Origin of the sequence: Aneurinibacillus terranovensis DSM 18919 (assembly GCF_000430625.1) — a bacterium.
GTDB lineage: Bacteria > Bacillota > Bacilli > Aneurinibacillales > Aneurinibacillaceae > Aneurinibacillus_B > Aneurinibacillus_B terranovensis.
Genome location: NZ_KE387175.1, coordinates 35769 through 57492, shown reverse-complemented (window position 1 = coordinate 57492; position 21724 = coordinate 35769). Strand labels below are relative to the sequence as shown.

Below are 21724 nucleotides of genomic sequence, written 5' to 3'. Positions count from 1 at the left end.
GAGTGGAATCTTTGGGTAATAAACGTATAATTATTGCAGGGACAGGAAGTGGAGCGGGCAAGACGACGATCACACTCGGCTTAATGGCAGCGTTAAAAAGAAAAGGGTTCGTCGTACAGGGATTTAAATGCGGACCGGATTATATTGACCCTGCTTACCATACTGCAATTACAGGCCGGCCCTCGCGCAACCTCGATAGCTGGATGCTGTCGGAAGACGTGGTTCGACGAGTTTTCCATAACGGAAGCAGTGAGGCCGATATTTCCATTATTGAAGGCGTGATGGGCCTGTATGACGGCAAAAGCCCGACAGAGGATACCGGGAGTACGGCTGAGATTAGCATCATAACCCGAACGCCTGTTGTGCTTGTGATAAATGTCCACAGCATGGCGCGCAGTGCGGCCGCCGTGGTGAAAGGATTTCAACTGCTAAATCCTGCCGTTTCCATTGCCGGTGTCATTGCCAATCATGCAGGGAGCCTTGGACACGGTCAACTGATTAAACAGGCGGTTGAACAGGAGTGCGGCATTCCATTACTGGGCACTATTGTACGGAACCCGGACATTCAAATTCCCGAACGGCACCTGGGTCTGCTTCCCGCGGTGGAACGCGGGGAACTGCAGCCGCTGTTCGACCGGGCCGGCGATATTATTTCCGAACAAATTGATTTGGACCGGCTCCTGGAAATAGCGGATACCCCGCCTTTGCCGGTACCGGAATCCGCCCGGCATACGGCTTCGGAAGCAAAATCGCCTGTTGTCCGGATTGCGGTAGCCAAGGATGCCGCCTTCAATTTTTACTATCCGGAAAATATCGAGATGCTTGAAGCTCATGGAGCCGAGGTTATATATTTTAGCCCGCTGGCCGGGGACACCGTACCTGATGATGCGGACGGACTTTATATCGGAGGCGGCTTTCCGGAAGAGTTCGCTGCCGTGTTAGCGGAAAAAAGCGAGAGCCGGGCTTCCATACGCATGGCCATCGACCGCGGTACGCCAACGTTCGCCGAGTGCGGAGGATTTATGTTTTTAACGGATGAGATTGTGACAAGTGACGGCCAAACGTACCCGATGGTCGGTATGATACCCGGACGCGCGTGCATGCAGGCAAAGCGGGCTGCACTCGGGTATCGGGAAGTTACGGGGACGGAAGGAAATTTTTTGCTCGGACCGGCGCAGACGGCGCGCGGCCACGAATTTCACTATTCTACGTTTGAGCCTGCAGGGCAGCTGCCGGCGGCCTATGAAACGAAAGGTAGATTTGGCAGCAAGCCGGAGGGAATACTGAAAGAAAACCTTGTCGCCGGATACACGCACATTCATTTCGCTTCTCAACCTGAACTGGTTACGCGCTGGATTACAGCATGTTTAACGTTTAAAAAAGCGCATCCTCAACAGAATGCATGGTAGAAGGGGAAAAAGATGAAAACAGGCAAAGTTTACTTAGTCGGGGCAGGACCCGGAGATGAAAAATTAATGACCGTCCGTGGAATGGAATGTTTGCGGCAGGCTGACACGATCGTGTATGACCGCTTGGCCAATCCCCGCCTGCTTACATATGCGAAGCCGGGTGCAGAATTTATCTACTGCGGAAAGCTGCCCAAGCGGCATACCCTACGGCAGGAAGGAATCAACGCCCTCCTTGTTGAAAAAGCAAAGGAAGGAAAAAACGTTGTCCGGCTAAAAGGCGGGGATCCTGCGGTGTTTGGCCGTGTTGGCGAAGAAGCTGCGGAACTTGCCGCCAGCGGGATTGCGTACGAAATCGTGCCCGGCATTACGGCCGGGATAGCAGCTCCAGCGTACGCCGGCATCCCTGTCACGCACCGCGAATACGGGACAACTTTTGCGATGGTTACAGGCCACGATAAGTCGATCGACGGGCGCCCTTCTATCCATTGGCCTTCCCTCGCTAGGGGCATCGATACGATTGCTTTCTATATGGGGGTTTCCAACCTGCCATACATTTGCGAACAGCTTATTATGCACGGGAAAAGTCCCGAAACACCGATCGCCCTTATCCGGTGGGGGACAATGGGCCGGCAGCAGACGCTGGAAGGGACACTGGAAACCATCGTGAAAAAAGTCGCGGAATCTGACTTTACGAATCCGGCCATTATTATTGTGGGTGAAATTGTAACCTTGCGTGAAAAAATAAAGTGGTATGAAAAAAAGCCGCTTTTTGGGCGGCAGATACTCGTTGTGCGAACCGGAGGTGTAGCGGGCCGGATCGCGGAAGCATTATTGGACCAGGGAGCGGATGTTATCGAGTACCCCTACTTCTTCACCCGGCCCACATGCGGCGAAAAAGCGGAAGAAGTATTCGCCAGAATCGGCATGTTTGAACGAATTTTATTTACGTCCCCTGACAGCGCCGCTTTCTTTTTCAAAGTTTTTTTTGAAAGCGGCAGGGATATCCGCTCTATGCAGGCACAGCTGTATACTCTTTCTGGTCGGACGAAGAAGAAACTGCGCGCGCTCGGACTTGCTTCAGAAGACGCGGCAAGCATGGCGGGAGAGGGTAAGCTGCTAATCGTAGGAGATACCTCTTCCCTGTCGGATGAAAAGCGGTATCGTGCGGCGTGGGGGGGATGTGAAATGCTGGCTGTTTATGAAAAAGAAGAGTCTAAAGAATACGGGAAAAGGATGCTTTGGCTGCTTCAGGAGGAAAACGTGGACACGGTTATTTTCCCCAGCGCGGCTTCTGTTCGGACGCTTACCGATTCCCTCAGCCGTTCGGGCATGCGTGTGGATGATGTTCTATCCACCGCCGAGATCGTGTGTATGGGGGAAAAGTCAGCCCAGGCTGCGAAAGAAGCTGGATATCATGTGGAGCATATCCTGCGATCTCCCAACCTCGATGATTTGGTCGCATATCTTACAAATAAGTAGTAAATTCGAAAACCAAACATATCATTATGTTTGGTTTTTGTTTATTAATAAATAAAATTGCAACTTTTTTTAGAAACGATCGAGGAAATTTTCTAACTGGTTTGGATCTTGAAAATTACCAAATAATAACTTGTGAAAAGAATAAAAATAATATGATAATATTGAAGTATTAACCGGAAAGGATGAGAATGATGGTAATATGCCCGACCTGCGGAAAAAGAGATGACTATGCACGTACCGCTAACCAATGCACTGAATGTCATACGATATGGTGCGATTCTTGTACGAATCCTTTGGATGGGAGTCCGGTTCATGAATGTCCTAACTGCAAAAATAAAGCGCATACAAGAGTTTATGTTGATTCAGTAGCCGTAAGAGCGAGAGTAAAAGTGTAAGTATGAAAGAAAAGTGACATATGAACTTTGTCTGGTCAGACTAAACGGTCGCCCGACCAAGAGTTTAAAAACATGGTGATTCAATCGCAGGTATTCCTGCTTGCTGAATCACCATGTTTTTTTATAAACGAAAAAATGGCTAAAACTTTAGAATTCCTTTACATGAAATCAATCTTTAGAAGGGAATGAACAAGTACAATAAATGTAGATAAACAAGGGGAACACCGACTCATTATTTGTATTTGGAGGAATGAATCGTGTTAAAAAAACGCGAGTTATCGGATTGTCGTGTTTTGTTTGAATTAATGAGTGACCCCGCCGTCTTTCCCTTTGTACGTCATCGGGCCAATTCCTATGAAGAATTCTTATTTATAACAAAACAAATCATGGAACAGGAAGAGCTGGGTGCATTGATATCCCGCACCATTCTTGATGAGTATGGGCATCCAATTGGACTTATTAATTTATATGATATTCAGAACCGGGCGGGATTTCTGGCTACATGGATTGGCAAGGAATATTTCGGAAAAGGGTATAATCAATTCGCTAAAGAGGCTTTTTTAAACGAACTGTTCTATGAACATCAGATTGAAACGGTTTATATGCGAATCCGTAAAGAAAATGTGCGTTCCCGAACAGCTGCGGAGAAGCTGCCTTACTGCGAAAGACATAATGAAAAGCCGGAGCATTTATGTATGAATGATAATGCAAGTTTGAATCAATACGATTTATATCTTATTCAAAAATCCAGTTATATCATGCATTTAGAAGGTCAAGCAGCCATGATTGATGTTGTATGACATCAATCATGGCTGCTTTTTGTTATATGGTTTGAATAATTCGCATCCCGCTGGAAAATCTGCTACGATAAACATATACATAGGGATGTGAGGAGGAATAACATGAGCAAAGAGAATTCGTTTGATGTTGTGTCCAAAGTTGATTTGTCGGAAGTAACGAACGCCGTCAATCAGGCGATGAAGGAAATTGAAACGCGCTATGATTTTAAAGGAAGCAAAAGTGATATTACGCTTGAGCAGGATGAACTTGTCGTTGTATCTGACGATGAGTTTAAACTTGAGCAGGTGAAGGATGTATTAAACGGAAAATTAATTAAACGCGGAATTTCGCTAAAGAGTGTCACATACGGAAAAGTAGAGCCGGCTTCAGGTGGCACGGTTCGCCAGCGCGGTAAAATCGCGCAGGGAATTGATGCGGAAAATATGAAAAAGATTAATAAAATCATTAAAGATTCAAAGGTAAAGGTAAAAAGCCAGATTCAGGATGACCAGATTCGTGTAACAGGCAAAAGCCGGGACGAGCTGCAGCAAATCATCGCGCTGTTAAAAGGTGCGGATCTGCCACTTGATCTTCAGTTTATTAATTTTCGCTGATTTCATTGTCATGATTTACCAGGAAGCTTCTTTATTTTCCTTGGCGCTTAAGCGAACACTAAGCTGAAGCGGAAAATCAAAAAGGGAAAGGTGGTCCATCATGCTGACAACTACTGAGAAGCCGGTGAAGCAATTGAGCAAGCCGTTCGAACCTGACCTTGTGTTTTTCGAGCCGGGGGCTTTGGATTACCCGCTCGGAAAAAGATTGATGAAACGCTTCGAGATGCTTGGTATTCCTATTCGCATGACTACTTCTCACAATCAGGTGAGGGGAATCCCCGGGGAGAACGACCTTCAGCAATACCGCAACGCCAAGCGCACGCTTGTGGTCGGGGTGCGAAAAACACTAACCTTTGATACCTCCAAGCCGTCTGCCGAGTACGCAATCCCGATCGCCACCGGGTGCATGGGGCACTGCCACTACTGCTATCTGCAAACCACGATGGGCAATAAACCGTATATCCGCGTATATGTGAACATCGATGATATTCTTGCGAAGGCAAAAGAATACATGGAGAAAAGAAAGCCACAAATTACCCGATTTGAGGCGGCCTGTACATCCGATCCGGTCGGAATTGAACACATTACAGGAAATTTAAAACGCTGCATTGAATTTATGGGACAGCAGGAATATGGCCGTCTTCGGTTCGTAACGAAATTCGCGCATGTGGATCCTTTACTGGATGCCGTTCATAACGGAAAAACCAGGTTCCGATTCAGCATTAACGCGGATTACGTAATTAAAAACTTTGAACCTGCCACATCCCCCTTCCTGGAGCGGATTCAAGCGGCCGGGAAAGTGGCGGGTGCAGGGTATCCGCTCGGTTTTATTGTAGCGCCGCTGTACCGTTTCGACGGCTGGCAGCAAGGCTACCGGGAGCTGTTTGAGCGCCTTAGTGACACCCTGCCCGACGAAGCCGGAAGCGATTTAACCTTTGAACTCATCCAGCACCGGTTTACCAAAACAGCGAAGAACATCATTCAAAAGCACTATCCGAATACGAAATTAGAAATGAACGAAGAAGAGCGCCAGTATAAGTGGGGGAGGTACGGCCGGGGAAAGTATGTTTATAAAAAGCCCGACGCCGCAGAGCTTCAGGAAACGATTGAGCAGTACATTTATCAGCACTTTCCCGCAGCGAAAATTGAGTATTTTACCTGATAGCCTTGCATGTCTTTTTGAAAGTACGGTATGATTAAGGGACGGCGAACAAGAAGTGTGCAAAAGGTTCGTTAGGATGGGGGAACGGCTGTGGCAACGCCAAGCATGGAAGATTATTTGGAGAGAATCTACACATTAATACAAGAAAAAGGATATGCCCGTGTTTCAGATATTGCAGAAGCACTAAATGTCCATCCATCTTCCGTAACGAAAATGGTTCAAAAACTTGACCGGAATAACTATCTTGTATATGAAAAATATAGGGGTCTTGTTCTCACAACAAAGGGGAAAAAGATGGGAAAGCGGCTTGTCGATAGGCATGCGCTGCTTGAGGACTTCTTGCGCATCATCGGGGTGTCCGAGGAAGTTATTTATGATGATGTGGAAGGCATTGAACATCATTTAAGCTGGGATTCCCTGACCTGTATCAGCTGCGTGGTCCAGTATTTTCAGGAAGACAGCAGCCGCATAGAAAATTTGCGTCGGATTCTTGAACTTGAAAATAATACGGAAGTCTAATAAAAACTGCCATCCGGCAGTTTTTTTACATTCACACTTCTTAATGTATACATTCGGGAGTACATTGGTAGCAAAGGAGGTGTGAATAGTGAAGCAGCTTGATGCCGTATTCGAAGGAGGCGGGGTGAAAGGAATTGCTTTCGTTGGCGCTATCAGTGAGTTTGAGAAACAGGGTTTTTCGTGGAATCGCGTTGCGGGTACATCTGCGGGGGCGATTATTGCAAGCTTGCTGGCGGCGGGCTATACTGCGGAAGAGCTTGCTGTATTAATGAAAGACTTTCACTATGTAGCCCTGAAAAAAAAGTTGGGGGTGGCGCATGTGCCGCTTCTTGGCCCGTGGCTGTACCTCTGGATGCATAAAGGGTTGAATAACGGTGATTATCTTTTTCACTGGATGAAAAAACAGTTGAGGCAAAAGGGGATTGAGACGTTTGCGGACATGCGGGAAGGAAAACTAAAAATAACCGCTTCGGATATTACAAATGGACGGCTTCTCGTACTGCCTGACGACGCAGAGAAAATCGGCTATACGCCCCGATGTCTTTCGATAGCCCTGGCGGTGCGGATGAGCGCAAGCCTTCCTTTTTATCTGCAGCCGGTGATTTTAAAGCAAAACCGCAAGTTAATTTATATTGTTGACGGTGGCATTCTTAGTAACTTTCCCCTCTGGATTTTTGGGGAAAATCATGTGTCATCTTATCCGACCATTGGATTCCGGCTATCCGCCGGCTATCAGATGGAATCTGTTAATTACATTCATAATTTTCCTGCTTATGTTCATGCCATGCTTAAAACGATGCTTATGGCGCACGACCAGCGCTATGTAGAAAAGCAAAATGCGGCGCGTACCGTATTTATTCCGACGGACGGCATTACGTCTTCCAAATTCGACCTCTCGTTAACCGACCGCGGAAGATTATATACATCGGGAGAGCAGGCAGCCAAACATTTCCTCACCCGCATTCATACACTGCGTAAACCAAAAACCTCTTGACGTTATCGATCAAGAGGTTTTTGTTTCATTCGTTTTCGGTTTATTCTTTTTACCTTCTATGACCCGGAAAGGATGGTCGCGCCGGGCCGATGCCTTTAACCGGTTCATCTTTTTAAATTTTGCAGCAGATACATGGGGTGCAGGCTGCTCTGTACCTTGTTTTTTGATTCGGTTTTTTTGCTGTCTCAGCGCCTTTTGGTAACCGGAATCGGTGGTTCCCTGTGTGCGGGATGGAGACAAACGTGTAAACACAAAATAGAAGACTCCTGCAAAAATAACGGCAGCGGCAATGGTTTTTACAAGGCTCCATGGATCGTGAGCCAACTGCGACAGAAGGCCAATTCCAACAAGAATGAACAGTACAGCCGCAGTGATTTTAGATTTCCACGACACCCTAACACCCCATTTCTAAGTTAATCATTGTCTTCAGCCAATCGACACCATACAATCAGTGTTTCCTTCATCAAGCTGGCGCATGCGCATAAAAGAGGCAATCGCTACTTCAACTTGCATATCATCCGGCTCACGGGTCGTGAGCTTCTGCAGCCAAAGACCCGGATAGCCGAGAATGCGCAAAACTGGAATGTTCCTTAGTTTATTGGTGGCCTGGAGCGTTTCATAGGAAACGCCAATGACAACAGGCAGCAGAAAGATACGCTGATAAATCCTTTGCCATAACGTATCGTAATGGAAAAAGGAATAAACAATGACACCTACAAGCACGGAGAAAACAAGAAAGCTGCTTCCACAGCGGTAATGCAGAGTAGAAAAACGCTGTACATTCTGTACAGTTAATTCTACCCCGGCTTCATACGCGTTAATCACTTTATGTTCGGCACCGTGATATTGAAAAAGGCGCTTAATCATCGGTGTTTTGGCGATAGCGTAAATGTATCCGAAAAGAAATACGATTTTAATGGCTCCTTCAATCAGATTTTGAAGGATGTTATTGGATACAAGATGTTGGAACAGCACGCTTGCGAGGATGGCAGGTACTACGGTAAACATAAGCTTACCGAAAAGAAAAGACAAGACTCCAACGGCTGCGACGCCCAAAATCATAGTAAGCTTAGATGGTTTTTGTGTTGGATCGGATTCCTGTTCACCTGATTCGACCTCATACTTCTCGGTTGAAAAGTTCAAGTGTTTTGCTCCATTGGCACTGGCGAAGATAAGCCCTACAATCCCGCGGATAAAAGGAATGCGTTTGAGGGTTTTTACCCATGGACTTTCCGTTTTTTCTTCATGATAATACTCAATAGAATTGTCTTTACGCCTGACAGCAGTAACACTGTATTTCCGGCCGCCAAACATCACGCCCTCAATAACAGCCTGACCGCCATATGCAAGCGGGATTTGTTTTGGCAATGTTAACACCTTCCTTACAAGTATTTTACCGTATTTCGAAGGCTGTTTCTAGCAAAAAAGAGCAAATATGAAGGCGATTATGTGTTAGGTATTGCTATTTGGCGTAGAGCATGAGTAATATGGAGAGAGGGGGGTAAAAGATATGAAAAAATTAGCAGCAGGTATGATGATAACATTAGTATTTGGATTAACCGCGTGCGGCAGCAGTTCTGACACTGCTTCGAGCAAACCGGCGGACCAGGCGCAAAGTACGAGCGCTGGAAGCAGTTCATTAAGCAGCAGCACAACGACTACCGGCGGTGGCGATGCAAAAGCCATCATGGCCAAAAGTTCATGCGAAAGCTGCCATGGCCAAAATCTTCAAGGCGGGGCAGGTCCTAACCTGCAAAAGGTTGGCAGCAAGCTGTCCGAAGAACAAATCGTCAAACAAATCAAAAATGGCAGCGGCAGCATGCCTGGCGGCCTGATTAAAGATGATAAAGATATTCAAACGGTAGCAAAATATTTATCACAACAAAAATAAATAGAGAAGATTTATACATAACACTACACAGTGGTGCTGGGCATCTTTTATCCGAACAAGGGGTAAAAGATGCTTTTCCTTTTCAAAAGGGTTTCCTATGGTAAAATATTTCATATAAAATGGTGAGCCAATAAAAATGATGGAAAGCTGATGAAGAGGAGAATGATGATGACAAATATTCTTGTTGTAAACGGACCGAATTTAAATATGCTTGGTAAAAGAGAGCCAAGCGTGTATGGAACGGAAACGCTTGCTGATATTGAACGGCAGCTGCGTATTGCAGCCGATGAGTTAGACGTTCGGATTGATTTTTTTCAATCGAATGTAGAAGGAGAGATTATTAATCGGTTGCACGACGCGTTTGGTGTATGTGACGGAATTGTGATAAACCCCGGTGCTTTCACCCATTACAGTTATGCGCTGCGGGATGCGCTGGCCACTATCAGTGTACCCTTTATTGAAGTTCATATTTCAAATATTCATGCGAGAGAAGCTTTTCGCCATCTGTCTGTCCTGGCGCCTATCGCTGTCGGGCAAATAACAGGCCTCGGTACATATGGATATGAACTTGCACTCCGGGCTATAGTAAAGACAGCCAAAAAATGAGTAAAGGATGATTCAATTGAGGACTAGGATTGATAGAATTCGTCAACAACTGGCGGAACGTGAGCTTGATGGGCTGCTGATTACAGACCCTTTCAACCGCCGTTACATTTCAGGGTTTACAGGCTCATCCGGCTATTGCCTTGTCACGGTAAACGGTGCGGAACTTATAACCGATTTCCGGTATGTTGAGCAGGCAAGCAAACAGGCAGCCGAGTTTGAGATCATCCGCCATCCGGCCGACATTATGGCCACCGTTGTTGAAAGAGTCCGGCACCACGGGGTGAAAAAACTCGGGTTTGAAAAAAATGATTTAACGTATACCCTTTTTGAAGGGCTGGAAAAACTCGCCCAGGGTGTTAAACTCGTGCCAACATCCGGAATCGTCGAAAAGCTTCGGCTAATTAAAACGCCGGAAGAAATTGCGATTATTAAAGAGGCGGCCTTGATTGCCGACCAAACATTTATGCACATTCTCACATTCATTCAGCCAGGTATGACGGAACTGCAGGTAGCAAATGAGATGGAGTTTTATATGCGCTCGCACGGTGCGGTGTCCTCCTCCTTTGACACGATCGTTGCATCCGGTCCGCGTTCCGCCCTGCCGCACGGTGTTGCGTCCGATAAAGTGATCGGGAAGGGAGACATGATTACACTCGATTTTGGCGCATACTATAAAGGATACTGTTCGGACATTACCCGAACAATCGCGGTAGGCGAACCTGATGAAAAGCTTAAGGAAATTTACAGCATTGTGCTGAAAGCACAGCTTCATGGAGTGAATCATATAAAACCCGGCATGAGCGGCATTGAGGCCGATGCGCTGACGCGTGACATGATTAAAGAGGCCGGGTATGGTGAATACTTTGGCCACAGTACAGGACATGGAATAGGCCTGGAAATTCATGAAGGCCCTGCGCTTTCCGTAAAGGGCGAAAATATTCTCCACCCGGGCATGGTTGTCACATGTGAGCCCGGCATTTATCTTCCAGGCGTGGGTGGGGTACGTATTGAGGATGATATCGTTATTACGGAAACCGGCTGTGAAATCATCACCAAATCACCGAAGGAACTTATTGTTCTCTAACCCCCTTTTTATGATATAATCTGATAGTTAAGGTTATTAGTCCTATTATCGCAGGAGGTTTATTCATGATTTCAGTTAACGATTTACGTCCGGGTGTTACGATTGAAACGGACGGGGATATTTATTCCGTTATCGAATTCCAACACGTTAAGCCGGGTAAAGGCGCAGCGTTTGTACGGACAAAGCTTCGTAACTTACGGAGCGGTGCCATTAAAGAGACGACATTCCGCGCGGGTGAAAAAGTTTCCAAGGCCCTTATTGAGACAAAGGAAATGCAATATTTATACGCTTCAGGCGATGAGCATGTATTTATGGATACGTCTACATATGACCAGATTACACTGCCAACGAGCCGGATTGAGCACGAATTAAAATTTCTTCTTGAGAATATGAATGTAAGCATTGTCACATTTGAAGGGGAAATTCTTGGGGTGCAGGTTCCGAATAACGTAACGCTTGAAGTCGTGGAAACAGAGCCAGGCATTAAAGGGGATACTGCTTCCGGCGGTACGAAACCGGCTACACTGCAGACCGGCCTTGTTGTCCAAGTGCCGTTCTTTATTAACGTTGGAGATAAACTTATCATTGATACGCGCAACGAAGCGTACGTTTCCCGTGCATAATATAAAACGATGGATAATAACCCCCCACGGCTGTGGGGGGTTATCGTGTGTATGGTGGCAGCTACGATGAGAGTGCTGATTTAGACGTAGAATTGCCGGACGGCATCAGAAGCGTATCAGAGCGAAGCCCTCTCCGTAAGCATTCAAGCGGGTATATATCATCCGTTTGAATATTTCCCAGGTTAACGTTTCGTCCGAAAAAGTGAATAAAATCGATTTGCTGATTTTTTTGCGGTGCTTCCCAGATCAACCGGTCTCTCACTTCCGGTCCAATGATTCGTCTGATTGCGGTTAAAAATTCGTAGTCCGGCTCTCCCTCGCTGTTGTAAATTCCGACATTGGCCCCTGATTCCCTGCCTTCTACAATGACATAGGAGGCTCCACAATCGATATCCGAATAGAGTGTACGCTCCAATTCATCGATCGTTAGGTGAGACCCGCTTGCTTTCTTTCCGCATTCGGCAAGCACGGTAAACCCTCTTTGTCTGCATTCTTTGATTATCCGCCGACGTTCTCCGACGGAAAGGGAAATCGTGCCATCCGATATTTCAAGGCAGCTAAAACCAAATTCCTCAAGGGATACCAGGTATTCTGAGAAGAGGCCATTCAAATAGGCAATTTCAAAAAAAGTACCGCCTGGATAGAGCGTAATTCCCGCTGCTTTGGCCAGCGCTATTTTTTGTTTTAACGTTTCAACCGGATAAAGAACAGCTGTGCCGAATCCCAGCTTGATGAAATCTATATAAGGAGTAGCATAAGAAAGGATTTCCTCGAATACCAGAGGCCCGATTCCTTTATCAATCAACATCGTCATCCCTGTATTTCTTGGTTTTGCCTCTCTTGTCTGTGACGGATCAAGAAGCAGTGAATTCCACAGCGGTGTGTTCAGGATGTTCACAGAAGTCTCCCCCCTCGCTTTCTTGAGGTATTAGGAAAGGATGTCTTTCCTGTACGCATTAAGAGCAACAAGGCTGTCGCCCGGTTTCTTTACAAACATCGTATGCAGGGGCATCTACCTATGTTAATCTAAAAAATCCTCAACAAGCATATTAAACGTCGAAATATTCCTCTTTGACGATGATTTGGATGAGGAAGAATATGATGAGGCTGATGACGACATGAATGATTGTGAGGACGATGTAGAGCAAATCTATATACTGAGCAATAGAAATTAATACGGTAACAGTGGTGGGCCATGGACTGGCCCATTTTTTTGTGTCATAAAGTGGCCAGGCACCCCATAAGAATGTGATAGGACTAGTTAAAGGGGAGAAAGAATGGTGATAGGTGACGTAACACGTGTGCTTCCCGACCGGATACGCCGGTGGGTGGGAGATTTTCCGTCCGATGTACAGAACAAAGTTGAAGAAATCCGATTGCGCATAAACAGGCCGGTGGAGTGTATTGTTGGCGGGCGCTCTTTTTTTATAACAGGGGAGGGAAGTCTCGTACCATCGGATGAGCAGACCGCAGCCTTCACGAGGGAAGAGGCCGTCCAATTAATGAACCGTTTAAGCCTGCACTCCCTCTATACAATGGAAGAAGAAATGAGGCGGGGCTATATTACCATTTCCGGGGGTCACCGGGTCGGTATCGCCGGAAAGGTTGTTTTAGAAGGCGGCAGCGTAAAGTTGATCCGGGATATCACCAGTTTTAATATTCGTATTGCGCGAGAGCAGCCAGGTGTGGCGGAGCGCGTTCTGCCGCTTCTCGTTAACGAACAGGTTATTCGCAGTACCCTGATTATTTCTCCCCCCCAGTGCGGGAAAACAACGTTGCTGCGGGACTTGGCCCGCCTCCTGAGCACGGGGACCAGCCGCCTGCCCGGCAGGAAGGTATCGATTGTTGATGAACGCTCGGAAATTGCCGGGTGTGTTGGAGGAATCCCGCAAAAAAATGTCGGCCCGCGGACGGATGTGTTGGATGGCTGTCCAAAAGCGGAAGGCATGATGATGATGATTCGTTCGATGTCACCGGATGTGCTCATTACAGACGAAATTGGGCGAGCGGAAGACGGCTACGCACTGGAAGAAGCGATTCACGCAGGCATCAGTGTCATCACTACCGCCCATGGCAAAGATTTAAAAGATATTATGCGCCGCCCGACATTATCCCGCATTGCGCAATCCGGGGTGTTTGAACGCTATTTGATACTGGGGCGCCGGCCGTCAATTGGCAGCATTCAGGCGGTGTACGATGAGAACTTCACGGAGCGGAGAAAGGAAAGGATGCTATGTTGAAGCTTATCGGTGCTGCGATTATCCTTCTCTCCACCACCCTGGCGGGGCTAAGAGTGGCTGGCTATTTTGCCCGACGCCCCCTGCAGATTAGGCAGCTGCGCACCGCCCTTAAAATCCTCGAAACGGAAATTGTGTACGGGGCTACGCCTCTTTATCAGGCTCTTGAACATATTGCAAACCGGCTCCATGGTGAAGTGTCCCGGTTGTTTAAAACGGCTGCCAGGCTTCTTGATAACAATGATGAGCTCACTACGTATGAATGCTTCCGCAAAGCCATTGAGCAAACATGGCCGCATACCGCCATGAAAGCTCCCGAAAAAGAGATGCTGCTGCACCTGGGAACTGTACTCGGGCAAAGCGACAGGGAGGATCAAAAGAAGCATATCGAATTAACCATCATCAACCTGCACAGCGAGGAAAATCAGGCAAAAGAAAACCAGGCAAAGTATGAAAAAGTTGCGAAAAGCCTTGGGTTTCTCGGAGGGCTCTTGGTTGTCATCTTACTATTTTGAAGAGGTGAGGAAACATGGGATATGACGTGAACGCCATTTTCCAAATTGCAGGAATCGGCATCATTGTCGCCATGATTCAGACCGTTTTAAAGCAGGCGGGAAAGGATGACTGGGCACAGTGGGTGACGCTAATCGGCTTCATTGTTGTACTGTTCATGGTTGCAACGTTTATTCATGATTTGTTTCAGGAAATTAAACGTGTCTTCTTATTTAAATAAGGGGGCCGCATACAATGGAAATTATCCAGATTGTCGGGCTGGGCATTGTCGCCACCATCTTAGCCCTGATTGTTAAAGAACAAAAGCCGATCTTTGCTTTTATGCTCGCCACGTTTACCGGTGTGATTATTTTTCTCTTTCTCATCGGTAAGATATCTGATGTGATCCGTGTGCTGGAACGGATGGCGATGCAGGCCAATCTTAATATGGTATATCTCGATACCATCCTTAAAATTATCGGCATCGCTTATATCGCCGAATTCGGCGCACAGGTCACGCGCGATGCCGGACAGGGAACCATCGCCTCGAAAATTGAACTGGCGGGTAAAGTGCTCATCCTGGTCATGGCCATCCCGATTCTTTCTGTGATTATCGAAACGATTATTAGACTGCTTCCTTCTTAGCAAAGGTTGTGAATCCGTATGTGGCAAAAATGGCTGTTCTTATTACTGGCAATCGCTCTATTCGCTGAACTGGGCGGTTCGGCGCAGGCTGCCTCCGAACAGATTTCTTCCGAACAGACTTCAGTCCAACAGGCGGCACCGGAGCAGGGAGCATCCGTACAGGAAAAAGTGGTCGGCAGTCAACTGAATCGGCTCGACACTACACAAATTGAAGATTTCTGGAAAAACCTGCTCCAGAAATACAACGGATACCTGCCCGAAGTTCAATCAAAAAGCGTGTTTGAAATGCTGTCGGGCAACTCCTTTAGTTTTTCTAACGTTACAAAAGGGTTATTGAATTTTTTATTTCATGAACTCCTGATAAACGGGAAGCTGCTCGGTTCCATTCTTATTATCACGGTATTCGCGATGGTTCTGCAAACGCTGCAAACCGCTTTTGAGAAGAATACGGTCAGTACCGTTGCGTACGCTATTTCATATTTGGTGCTCATTATTTTGGCGATTAACAGTTTCCGTATCGCGACCCAACTGGCGGAAAATGCGATTTCCGAAATGGTCCAGTTCATGCTTGCATTGATGCCGCTCGTTCTGGCTTTGCTCGCTTCCACCGGGAATATCACGTCGGTCGCGATGTTTCACCCGATGATTGTGTTTTTAATCAATACAAGTTCAATGCTCATTTATACCATTATTTTTCCGTTGCTGTTTCTTTCGGCGGTGTTAAGCATTGTCAGTACATTCTCTGTGAAATACCAACTGACGAAGATGGCGCAATTGCTGAAAACCGTCAGCATGGGCTTGCTTGGCAGTTTCTTCACTGTTTTTCTCGGCGTCATCTCGCTTGAAGGAGCAACCTCGGCCGTGACGGACGGGCTGGCCATTCGAACCGCCAAGTATGCGGTCGGCAACTTTATCCCGGTTGTTGGCCGAATGTTTGCCGATGCAGCGGACACGGTAGTCGGAGCATCCTTATTGGTAAAAAATACGGTGGGTGTTGCCGGTGTTGTACTCCTTTTGCTCATCGCCGCTTTTCCCGCCTTAAAAATTTTAACACTTGCCTTTATTTATAATGTGGCTTCCGCTATCATGCAGCCGCTGGGAAACAGTCCGATTATTTCGTGCCTGTCCATCATCGGAAAAAATTTAATTTTTGTTTTCGCCGCGCTGGCAACGGTCAGTCTCATGTTTTTTTTGGCGATTACCATTATTATTTCGGCGGCTAATGTGTCGGTTATGGTTCGGTAAGGGGGTGGGCATTTGATTGCAATGATTACACTCTGGCTGAAACGGCTGATTTTGCTTGTGCTGATGGCTACATTTCTGGATATGCTGCTGCCCAATAACGCCTATCAGCGATACGTCCGGCTTGTCATGGGCCTCTTAATCCTGGTGACCCTGATTACTCCGATTCTCGATTTTTTTAATAAAGGAGTCACTGTTGAATCGCTCGCCTCTTCCTACGGGAAAAACAATACATTTGCTCTCGATTCAGCCAGAATGGACGCGCTGACGAAACAGCTCATGTCCACCCAGGATGAATCAGCGGAACGATATGTCGAAGAACAGGTCGGGCAGGCGGTAAAAAAGCAGGCGGAGGAGGAATACCGTGTTCAGGTTGATTCTGTTCAGGTGACCGTTAACAAGGGACCAGACAAAGAAAAGGCCCCAATTTCAAACATTACAGTGGTTTTAAAAAAAAGCAATGATCGTTCTAGTGAAGGCACCACCCAGAGTGCATTTATGAAACCGGTGGATCCCATTAAAATCGAAATCCACGTAGGGGATAATGGACAAACACACCAAAATTCGGTAGCGGCTATGCAGACAAAATCACTGCTTGTTAAAAAAATGGAGTCTGGTTTAACCGCATCCTGGAACGCTCCGGTTCGTGTTCTTCTGCCGGGGACAGGGGAGGGGGAATAACGTGTCACAGGAAAAACGGGGATGGAGGCAGTTGTTTAATCAATCGGGTGAAAAACGCATCAACGGATTTCAATGGCTGATTGTAATCGGCGGAATCGGGGTTGGTATTATGCTGTTAAGTACGTTCTTAACGTCACAGCACGAAGCGCCTTCCCAACCGCCTAACCAGGCCACGCCGGTTTTCGGGCAAAAAGCGCCCGAATCGTACACAATGGCTGACTATGAAGCGATGTACGAAAAAAAGCTCAAAGCTGTGCTGACGAATATAGAAGGGGTCAGCGATGTCACGGTTATGGTCAACGTCGATTCAACCGAGGAAACGGTTGTGGAAAAAAACCGGACGCAGCATACGCAGACAACGAAAGAGTCCGACAAGGGTGCGACAAGGGAAGTTACCGACCAATCAAATGAAGAGCAGGTAGTGATGAAAAAGCAGGACAATAATGAGGAGCCGGTTGTTGTCAAAACGATCGCCCCAAAAATCCGGGGGGTTATTGTCGTCGCAAAGGGTGCTGAAAACATGCAGGTGAAAGCGTGGATTTTGGAAGCCGTCCAAAAAGTTCTGGCGGTTCCATCCTATAAAATTTCAATTTTGCCAAAAAAATGATTGAGGGGGTTATTGTATGGTACTAAAGAAGCAAACCGTATGGCTTTTGTCTATGTTGACCATTCTTGTCGTGTTATCCGCCTATTATCTGGTACAAGGCCCTACAAAGCAGGTTCCGGTCGTTTCAAAAGACAAACAGGATAGCGTTCCGGCGGATATGAATTTCGGTGCGACCGTAAAAACAAAGCAAACATCAGTCGACAAGGGGCCGGCACCGACGCAAACGGATGATTATTTTATAAGCTTTAAAATGAATCGTGACGCCGAACAGTCGCAGGAGATGGATCAATTCCTGCAAGTGATGCAGAGCAGCAGTGCCCAGCCAACGGCAATTGCACAGGCGAAAAAGAAGTATGAAGAATTAGCTGCGCTGCAGGATATGCAAAATCAGGTGGAAGAATTAATCAAGTCGACAGGCCACTATAAAGACGCGATTGTTATTGCAAAAGATGATATGGTGCATGTCATCGTCCAGGCGAAATCCCTGCCGAAAAACAAGGCTGTTGATATTATCGGCCTGGTGAACCAGCAGATGAAGGTGCCGAGCAACAATATTATCGTTAGCTACAAGCCCTAATATCGAGAGAAAGACAGGTGCGTTTTTGCGCCTGTCTTTTTTTCGTGATGTATCCCCTCCTACTGTGCATGTGCCCGTGATGTTTCGGGCCGGTCCCCACATCCCGCGTCAATTGTTCGAATAGAGAGCGTACTACAGAAAGAGTTTGAAGGGGCGATATTTTTCTCAATATATTAATAATTTAAATTCCCACTAGTACGAACCCGATCTGTTTATGCTATAATATGAGTTGTTATGTAACAAGTCCATACATAGAAAAAGTGAGTTAGGAGTGGAACCACGAAATGTTCAAGATTCATGAAATTAGAGAAATCATCAAGCTTATTGACCAGTCCACTATTACCGAATTTAAAGTCGAAGAAGATGGAACGAAGATTTGCATAAAAAAAGGGGTTGAAGGTGTTCCGGCGGTCGCCGTGCGCACCGTTGAGGCAGCGCCTGTTCCGCAGGCGGCTCCGGCTCCGGTGGCTCCACAGGTTTCGGCACCAGCTGCGCCTCAAGCTCCTGCACCCGTACCGCAGGCGGCTCCGGCGGCTCCCGCTCCAAGCGCAAGCGCTGATGTAGACGACGCCAATTTCCACAAAATCACTTCGCCGATGGTAGGAACGTTCTATAAGTCACCGGAACCGGGTGCTCCTGATTATGTATCGGTTGGAGACAAGGTGAAAAATAATACGGTCGTTTGCATTGTGGAAGCGATGAAGCTCTTCAATGAAATTGAAGCCGAGGTAACCGGTGAAATCGTAAAAATACTCGTCGAAGACGGACAGCTTGTTGAGTATGGACAACCTCTCTTCCTTGTGAAGGCAGAGTAGGGAGGAGCCTCTATGTTTAAAAAGGTATTGATAGCCAATCGTGGAGAGATTGCGGTCCGGGTCATCCGGGCGTGCCGTGAACTGGGGATTAAAACAGTTGCTGTATTTTCCACAGCCGATCGGAATGCGCTTCATGTTCGCCTCGCGGATGAAGCGTATTGTATAGGCCCTACAGCTTCCAAAGACAGCTATTTAAATTTAACCAACATTATGAGCGCAGCAACGATGACAGGTGCGGATGCCATCCACCCGGGATACGGCTTTCTTGCGGAAAATGCCGATTTTGCGGAGATTTGTGCAGCGTGCAACATTACCTTCATCGGACCAGACCCGCAGGCCATTACAAAAATGGGGGATAAGAACATTGCCCGCGAAACGATGAAAAATGCCGGAGTTCCGATCGTTCCGGGAACGGACGGCTTGATCGAAGATATTGATGAAGCGGTGAAAATCGCGGAAGAAGCGGGGTATCCCGTTATTATTAAAGCAACGGCCGGCGGCGGCGGCAAAGGCATGCGGGTCGCCCGCAACGAAGAAGAACTGGTTACTTCTGTCCGCCAGGCGCAGAAGGAAGCAAAAGCCGCGTTTGGTAATCCCGGCGTCTACCTCGAAAAGTATTTAGAGGATACACGCCACATTGAAATCCAGATTATCGCGGATAAACATGGAAACGTTTGTTATTTGGGAGAGCGTGACTGCTCTATTCAGCGCCGTCACCAAAAGCTTGTTGAAGAAGCACCGTCCCCGGCCCTGAATGAAGAAACTCGCCATCAGATGGGGGCCGCAGCAGTGGCCGCGGCCAGAGCCGTTAACTATCACGGTGCCGGAACGATTGAGTTCTTGCTTGATTCTTCCGGAAAATTTTATTTTATGGAGATGAATACGCGGATTCAGGTGGAACACCCGGTTACCGAGTGGATTACAGGCATCGATTTAATCAAAGAACAAATTATGGTTGCCGCCGATTACCCGCTTTCCTTCTCTCAGGAAGATGTAAAAATCAACGGGTGGGCGATCGAATGCCGTATTAATGCCGAGAATCCGGCGAAAAACTTTATGCCATCCCCCGGTAAAATTAATATTTATCTTCCGCCGGGCGGGTTTGGGGTGCGTGTCGACAGCGCAGCTTATCAAGGCTATGAAATTTCCCCGTTCTATGACTCGATGATTGCGAAAATTATCGTTTGGGGCAAAGACAGAAATGATGCCATTCAACGTATGAAGCGGGCCCTGTCAGAAACTGTAATCGAAGGAATTCACACCACGATTCCTTTCCACTTAAAACTGCTGGAACATGACAAGTTTGTTGAGGGTGACTTTAATACGAAGTTTCTTGAGACACATACACTTCCAATAGAGGAATAAAAAAACACCTCCTTTAAAGCATTAAAATTGTCTTATAGCGTAAGCGTTGCTATAATAGGCGTATACATATGCTTTAGAGGAGGTGTTGTTTTTGGATCCGAGTATAAACGGACAACTGCAACTGGATTTAGGTAAAATTGAAATTGCACCTGAAGTGATAGAAGTGATTGCTTATATGGCAACCTCTGAAATTAATGGGGTTACCGATTTGCGAAGCGGACTGGTTGGAGACCTGGTAGAACGGCTGGGACGTAAATCAAGCGGGCGCGGCGTCAAGGTTGATATAACCGAGAAGGAAGCGACCGTCGATGTATATATTATTGTGGAATACGGATACCCCATTCCGGATGTCGCCCACAAAGTGCAGGAGAATGTAAGCAATTCTATACAGAATATGACTGGATTGAATGTAACGCAAGTTAATGTACATATTGTGGATGTTCAGCTTAAGCAGGAAAAGAAAGTCGTTCCTGTTATCGAAGACGTTCACCGAGTTCGTTAGCAAGACCCCTCTGGGGTCTTGCTTTTACAAAGGAGGGTATATGTGAATCTATTTGACCGGTTTGTCTTAACCCTTTACAGTCTGGCCCTCGTCGTCATCTCCCTGTTTGTTATGGCGATGAGCCTCAATCTTATTTCGTATCAATGGATTGTTAATGGCATTGAGGATGTATACTCATCAACTCAAACGAGCCTCATTTATTTTGTAGCCGCGGTGATTTTTTTAATCATCAGTGTCAAATTCCTGCTTACCAGCCTGCGGGGAAGCGGACAGCGGAGGGATGCGGCTTCCCATACCGTGCGCAAGCCTACCGAACTCGGCGACGTGCGGATTACGTTAGAAACACTGGAAAGCCTTGCTTTGCATGCAGCGCGGCGAGTGCGCGGCGTGCGCGACTTGAAAGTAAAAATAAGGCCGGAAGAAAGTGGAACGTTTGTCCATGTCCGAACGCTGGTTGACGGTGAAACACCGATTCCTGACCTGATTGCGCAGGTACAGCAAAAGATTAAAGAACATGTGGAATCAATCGCGGGAATTACCATTACTGAAGTCACTGTGACTGTAACCGATGTGGCTTCCGGAGCAGGCGGACGCGTGCGCCGGGTAGAATAGAGGGGTGCCTATGTTCTGGCAGTTCATTCAGGAAAACAGGGGAAAAGCGTTAGGAGTAACGGCTGGGTTTATTTTTGGCCTTCTATTTTTATTGGTAGGCTTTTTTAAAACGATTATTTTTGCCGTGTTTGTGGCAGCCGGGTTTTATTTGGGAAGTAAATTTGATAATAAAGAGGACTTGGGGGAAGTGCTCGACAGGATCCTCCCGGGTAAGTTTACGAAAAAATGATGGCCTCAAAATGGCGCCGGACTTTTTTCGATTACGAAGACCACTTCAATGGGTGGTCTTTTTTTATCGTTAAGGAAAGTATATGTTGCTTTACAGTGTTAAAGCAACATATACTTTCTTCCATTGGTCACCTGAGAAAAACTCACGGGGGTGTGCCGAACGTT

The 21724-nt window shown here is 46.8% G+C and carries 27 protein-coding genes; 24 read left to right on the top strand and 3 right to left on the bottom strand.

Annotated elements, in window-relative coordinates; translation table 11 throughout:
- The first annotated feature begins 11 nt into the window (after positions 1-11).
- The 7 genes from H525_RS0119660 to H525_RS0119620 all read left to right on the top strand — a co-directional run bounded on the left by H525_RS0119660 (position 12) and on the right by H525_RS0119620 (position 7352).
- Complete coding sequence (locus H525_RS0119660) at positions 12-1409, top strand: cobyrinic acid a,c-diamide synthase CobB (protein ID WP_027417596.1); 1398 nt, start codon at positions 12-14, stop codon at positions 1407-1409.
- Positions 1410-1421: 12 nt separating this feature from the next.
- Positions 1422-2888, top strand: a complete 1467-nt coding sequence (gene cobA / locus H525_RS0119655) for a uroporphyrinogen-III C-methyltransferase (protein WP_027417595.1) — start codon at positions 1422-1424, stop codon at positions 2886-2888.
- A 652-nt stretch (positions 2889-3540) separates the two neighbouring features.
- On the top strand, positions 3541-4083 hold the full coding sequence (locus tag H525_RS0119645; RefSeq protein ID WP_027417594.1) for a GNAT family N-acetyltransferase: 543 nt from the start codon (positions 3541-3543) through the stop codon (positions 4081-4083).
- A gap of 102 nt (positions 4084-4185) precedes the next feature.
- Positions 4186-4677: a YajQ family cyclic di-GMP-binding protein gene (locus tag H525_RS0119640; protein WP_027417593.1), complete on the top strand. Its 492-nt coding sequence runs from the start codon at positions 4186-4188 to the stop codon at positions 4675-4677.
- Positions 4678-4777: 100 nt separating this feature from the next.
- Complete coding sequence (splB, locus tag H525_RS0119630) at positions 4778-5839, top strand: spore photoproduct lyase (protein ID WP_051331177.1); 1062 nt, start codon at positions 4778-4780, stop codon at positions 5837-5839.
- A 90-nt stretch (positions 5840-5929) separates the two neighbouring features.
- Entirely contained in the window at positions 5930-6358 is a 429-nt protein-coding gene (mntR, locus tag H525_RS0119625) for a transcriptional regulator MntR (RefSeq protein WP_027417591.1), read from the top strand.
- Positions 6359-6446: 88 nt separating this feature from the next.
- On the top strand, positions 6447-7352 hold the full coding sequence (locus H525_RS0119620; RefSeq protein WP_027417590.1) for a patatin-like phospholipase family protein: 906 nt from the start codon (positions 6447-6449) through the stop codon (positions 7350-7352).
- 9 nt (positions 7353-7361) lie between these two features.
- On the opposite strand, the gene H525_RS0119615 is transcribed toward H525_RS0119620, so the two are convergent.
- Positions 7362-7745, bottom strand: a complete 384-nt coding sequence (locus H525_RS0119615) for an SA1362 family protein (protein WP_027417589.1) — start codon at positions 7743-7745, stop codon at positions 7362-7364.
- A gap of 33 nt (positions 7746-7778) precedes the next feature.
- Positions 7779-8720 carry a DUF1385 domain-containing protein gene (locus H525_RS0119610; RefSeq protein ID WP_027417588.1) on the bottom strand — a complete coding sequence of 314 codons (942 nt, stop codon included), beginning with the start codon at positions 8718-8720 and terminating at the stop codon, positions 7779-7781.
- A gap of 142 nt (positions 8721-8862) precedes the next feature.
- On the opposite strand from H525_RS0119610, the gene H525_RS0119605 reads away from it, so the two are divergent.
- The 4 genes from H525_RS0119605 (at position 8863) to efp (ending at position 11556) form a co-directional block, all read left to right on the top strand.
- The gene (locus H525_RS0119605) at positions 8863-9243 is read left to right on the top strand and encodes a c-type cytochrome (protein WP_027417587.1); all 381 of its coding nucleotides are present in this window, start codon (positions 8863-8865) and stop codon (positions 9241-9243) included.
- Positions 9244-9411: 168 nt separating this feature from the next.
- Positions 9412-9849, top strand: coding sequence for a type II 3-dehydroquinate dehydratase (gene aroQ / locus H525_RS0119600; protein ID WP_027417586.1), 438 nt, complete (start codon positions 9412-9414; stop codon positions 9847-9849).
- A gap of 16 nt (positions 9850-9865) precedes the next feature.
- The gene (locus H525_RS0119595) at positions 9866-10933 is read left to right on the top strand and encodes a M24 family metallopeptidase (protein WP_245590537.1); all 1068 of its coding nucleotides are present in this window, start codon (positions 9866-9868) and stop codon (positions 10931-10933) included.
- A gap of 65 nt (positions 10934-10998) precedes the next feature.
- Entirely contained in the window at positions 10999-11556 is a 558-nt protein-coding gene (gene efp / locus H525_RS0119590; RefSeq protein WP_027417584.1) for an elongation factor P, read from the top strand.
- A 61-nt stretch (positions 11557-11617) separates the two neighbouring features.
- Here efp and comA read toward each other — a convergent pair whose 3' ends face one another.
- Positions 11618-12454 carry a phosphosulfolactate synthase gene (gene comA, locus H525_RS0119585; RefSeq protein ID WP_051331176.1) on the bottom strand — a complete coding sequence of 279 codons (837 nt, stop codon included), beginning with the start codon at positions 12452-12454 and terminating at the stop codon, positions 11618-11620.
- Positions 12455-12839: 385 nt separating this feature from the next.
- Here comA and spoIIIAA point away from each other — a divergent pair, with 385 nt between their 5' ends.
- The 13 genes from spoIIIAA to H525_RS0119520 all read left to right on the top strand — a co-directional run bounded on the left by spoIIIAA (position 12840) and on the right by H525_RS0119520 (position 21560).
- Positions 12840-13796 carry a stage III sporulation protein AA gene (gene spoIIIAA, locus H525_RS0119580; RefSeq protein ID WP_027417582.1) on the top strand — a complete coding sequence of 319 codons (957 nt, stop codon included), beginning with the start codon at positions 12840-12842 and terminating at the stop codon, positions 13794-13796.
- Entirely contained in the window at positions 13790-14308 is a 519-nt protein-coding gene (gene spoIIIAB / locus H525_RS0119575) for a stage III sporulation protein SpoIIIAB (protein WP_027417581.1), read from the top strand. The genes spoIIIAA and spoIIIAB overlap by 7 nt, the downstream gene beginning before the upstream one ends.
- A 14-nt stretch (positions 14309-14322) precedes the next feature.
- A complete protein-coding gene (gene spoIIIAC / locus H525_RS0119570; RefSeq protein ID WP_027417580.1) occupies positions 14323-14526 on the top strand; it encodes a stage III sporulation protein AC in 204 nt (67 codons plus the stop codon).
- 14 nt (positions 14527-14540) lie between these two features.
- Positions 14541-14930: a stage III sporulation protein AD gene (gene spoIIIAD, locus H525_RS0119565; RefSeq protein WP_027417579.1), complete on the top strand. Its 390-nt coding sequence runs from the start codon at positions 14541-14543 to the stop codon at positions 14928-14930.
- 18 nt (positions 14931-14948) lie between these two features.
- Positions 14949-16175, top strand: coding sequence for a stage III sporulation protein AE (gene spoIIIAE, locus H525_RS0119560; protein WP_027417578.1), 1227 nt, complete (start codon positions 14949-14951; stop codon positions 16173-16175).
- Between the two features lie 21 nt (positions 16176-16196).
- The gene (gene spoIIIAF, locus H525_RS0119555) at positions 16197-16853 is read left to right on the top strand and encodes a stage III sporulation protein AF (protein WP_245590538.1); all 657 of its coding nucleotides are present in this window, start codon (positions 16197-16199) and stop codon (positions 16851-16853) included.
- A gap of 1 nt (position 16854) precedes the next feature.
- Positions 16855-17460 carry a stage III sporulation protein AG gene (gene spoIIIAG, locus H525_RS0119550; protein WP_051331175.1) on the top strand — a complete coding sequence of 202 codons (606 nt, stop codon included), beginning with the start codon at positions 16855-16857 and terminating at the stop codon, positions 17458-17460.
- 16 nt (positions 17461-17476) lie between these two features.
- Positions 17477-18037, top strand: a complete 561-nt coding sequence (locus H525_RS0119545) for a SpoIIIAH-like family protein (protein ID WP_027417575.1) — start codon at positions 17477-17479, stop codon at positions 18035-18037.
- A gap of 284 nt (positions 18038-18321) precedes the next feature.
- The gene (accB, locus tag H525_RS0119540; RefSeq protein ID WP_027417574.1) at positions 18322-18852 is read left to right on the top strand and encodes an acetyl-CoA carboxylase biotin carboxyl carrier protein; all 531 of its coding nucleotides are present in this window, start codon (positions 18322-18324) and stop codon (positions 18850-18852) included.
- A 12-nt stretch (positions 18853-18864) separates the two neighbouring features.
- Positions 18865-20217 (top strand): acetyl-CoA carboxylase biotin carboxylase subunit, encoded by a 1353-nt coding sequence (gene accC, locus H525_RS0119535; protein WP_027417573.1) that lies wholly within the window; start codon positions 18865-18867, stop codon positions 20215-20217.
- Positions 20218-20308: 91 nt separating this feature from the next.
- Positions 20309-20719 (top strand): Asp23/Gls24 family envelope stress response protein, encoded by a 411-nt coding sequence (locus tag H525_RS0119530; RefSeq protein ID WP_155837458.1) that lies wholly within the window; start codon positions 20309-20311, stop codon positions 20717-20719.
- 42 nt (positions 20720-20761) lie between these two features.
- Complete coding sequence (gene amaP / locus H525_RS0119525; RefSeq protein ID WP_027417571.1) at positions 20762-21331, top strand: alkaline shock response membrane anchor protein AmaP; 570 nt, start codon at positions 20762-20764, stop codon at positions 21329-21331.
- Positions 21332-21341: 10 nt separating this feature from the next.
- Entirely contained in the window at positions 21342-21560 is a 219-nt protein-coding gene (locus H525_RS0119520; RefSeq protein ID WP_027417570.1) for a DUF2273 domain-containing protein, read from the top strand.
- Positions 21561-21724: the final 164 nt, after the last annotated feature.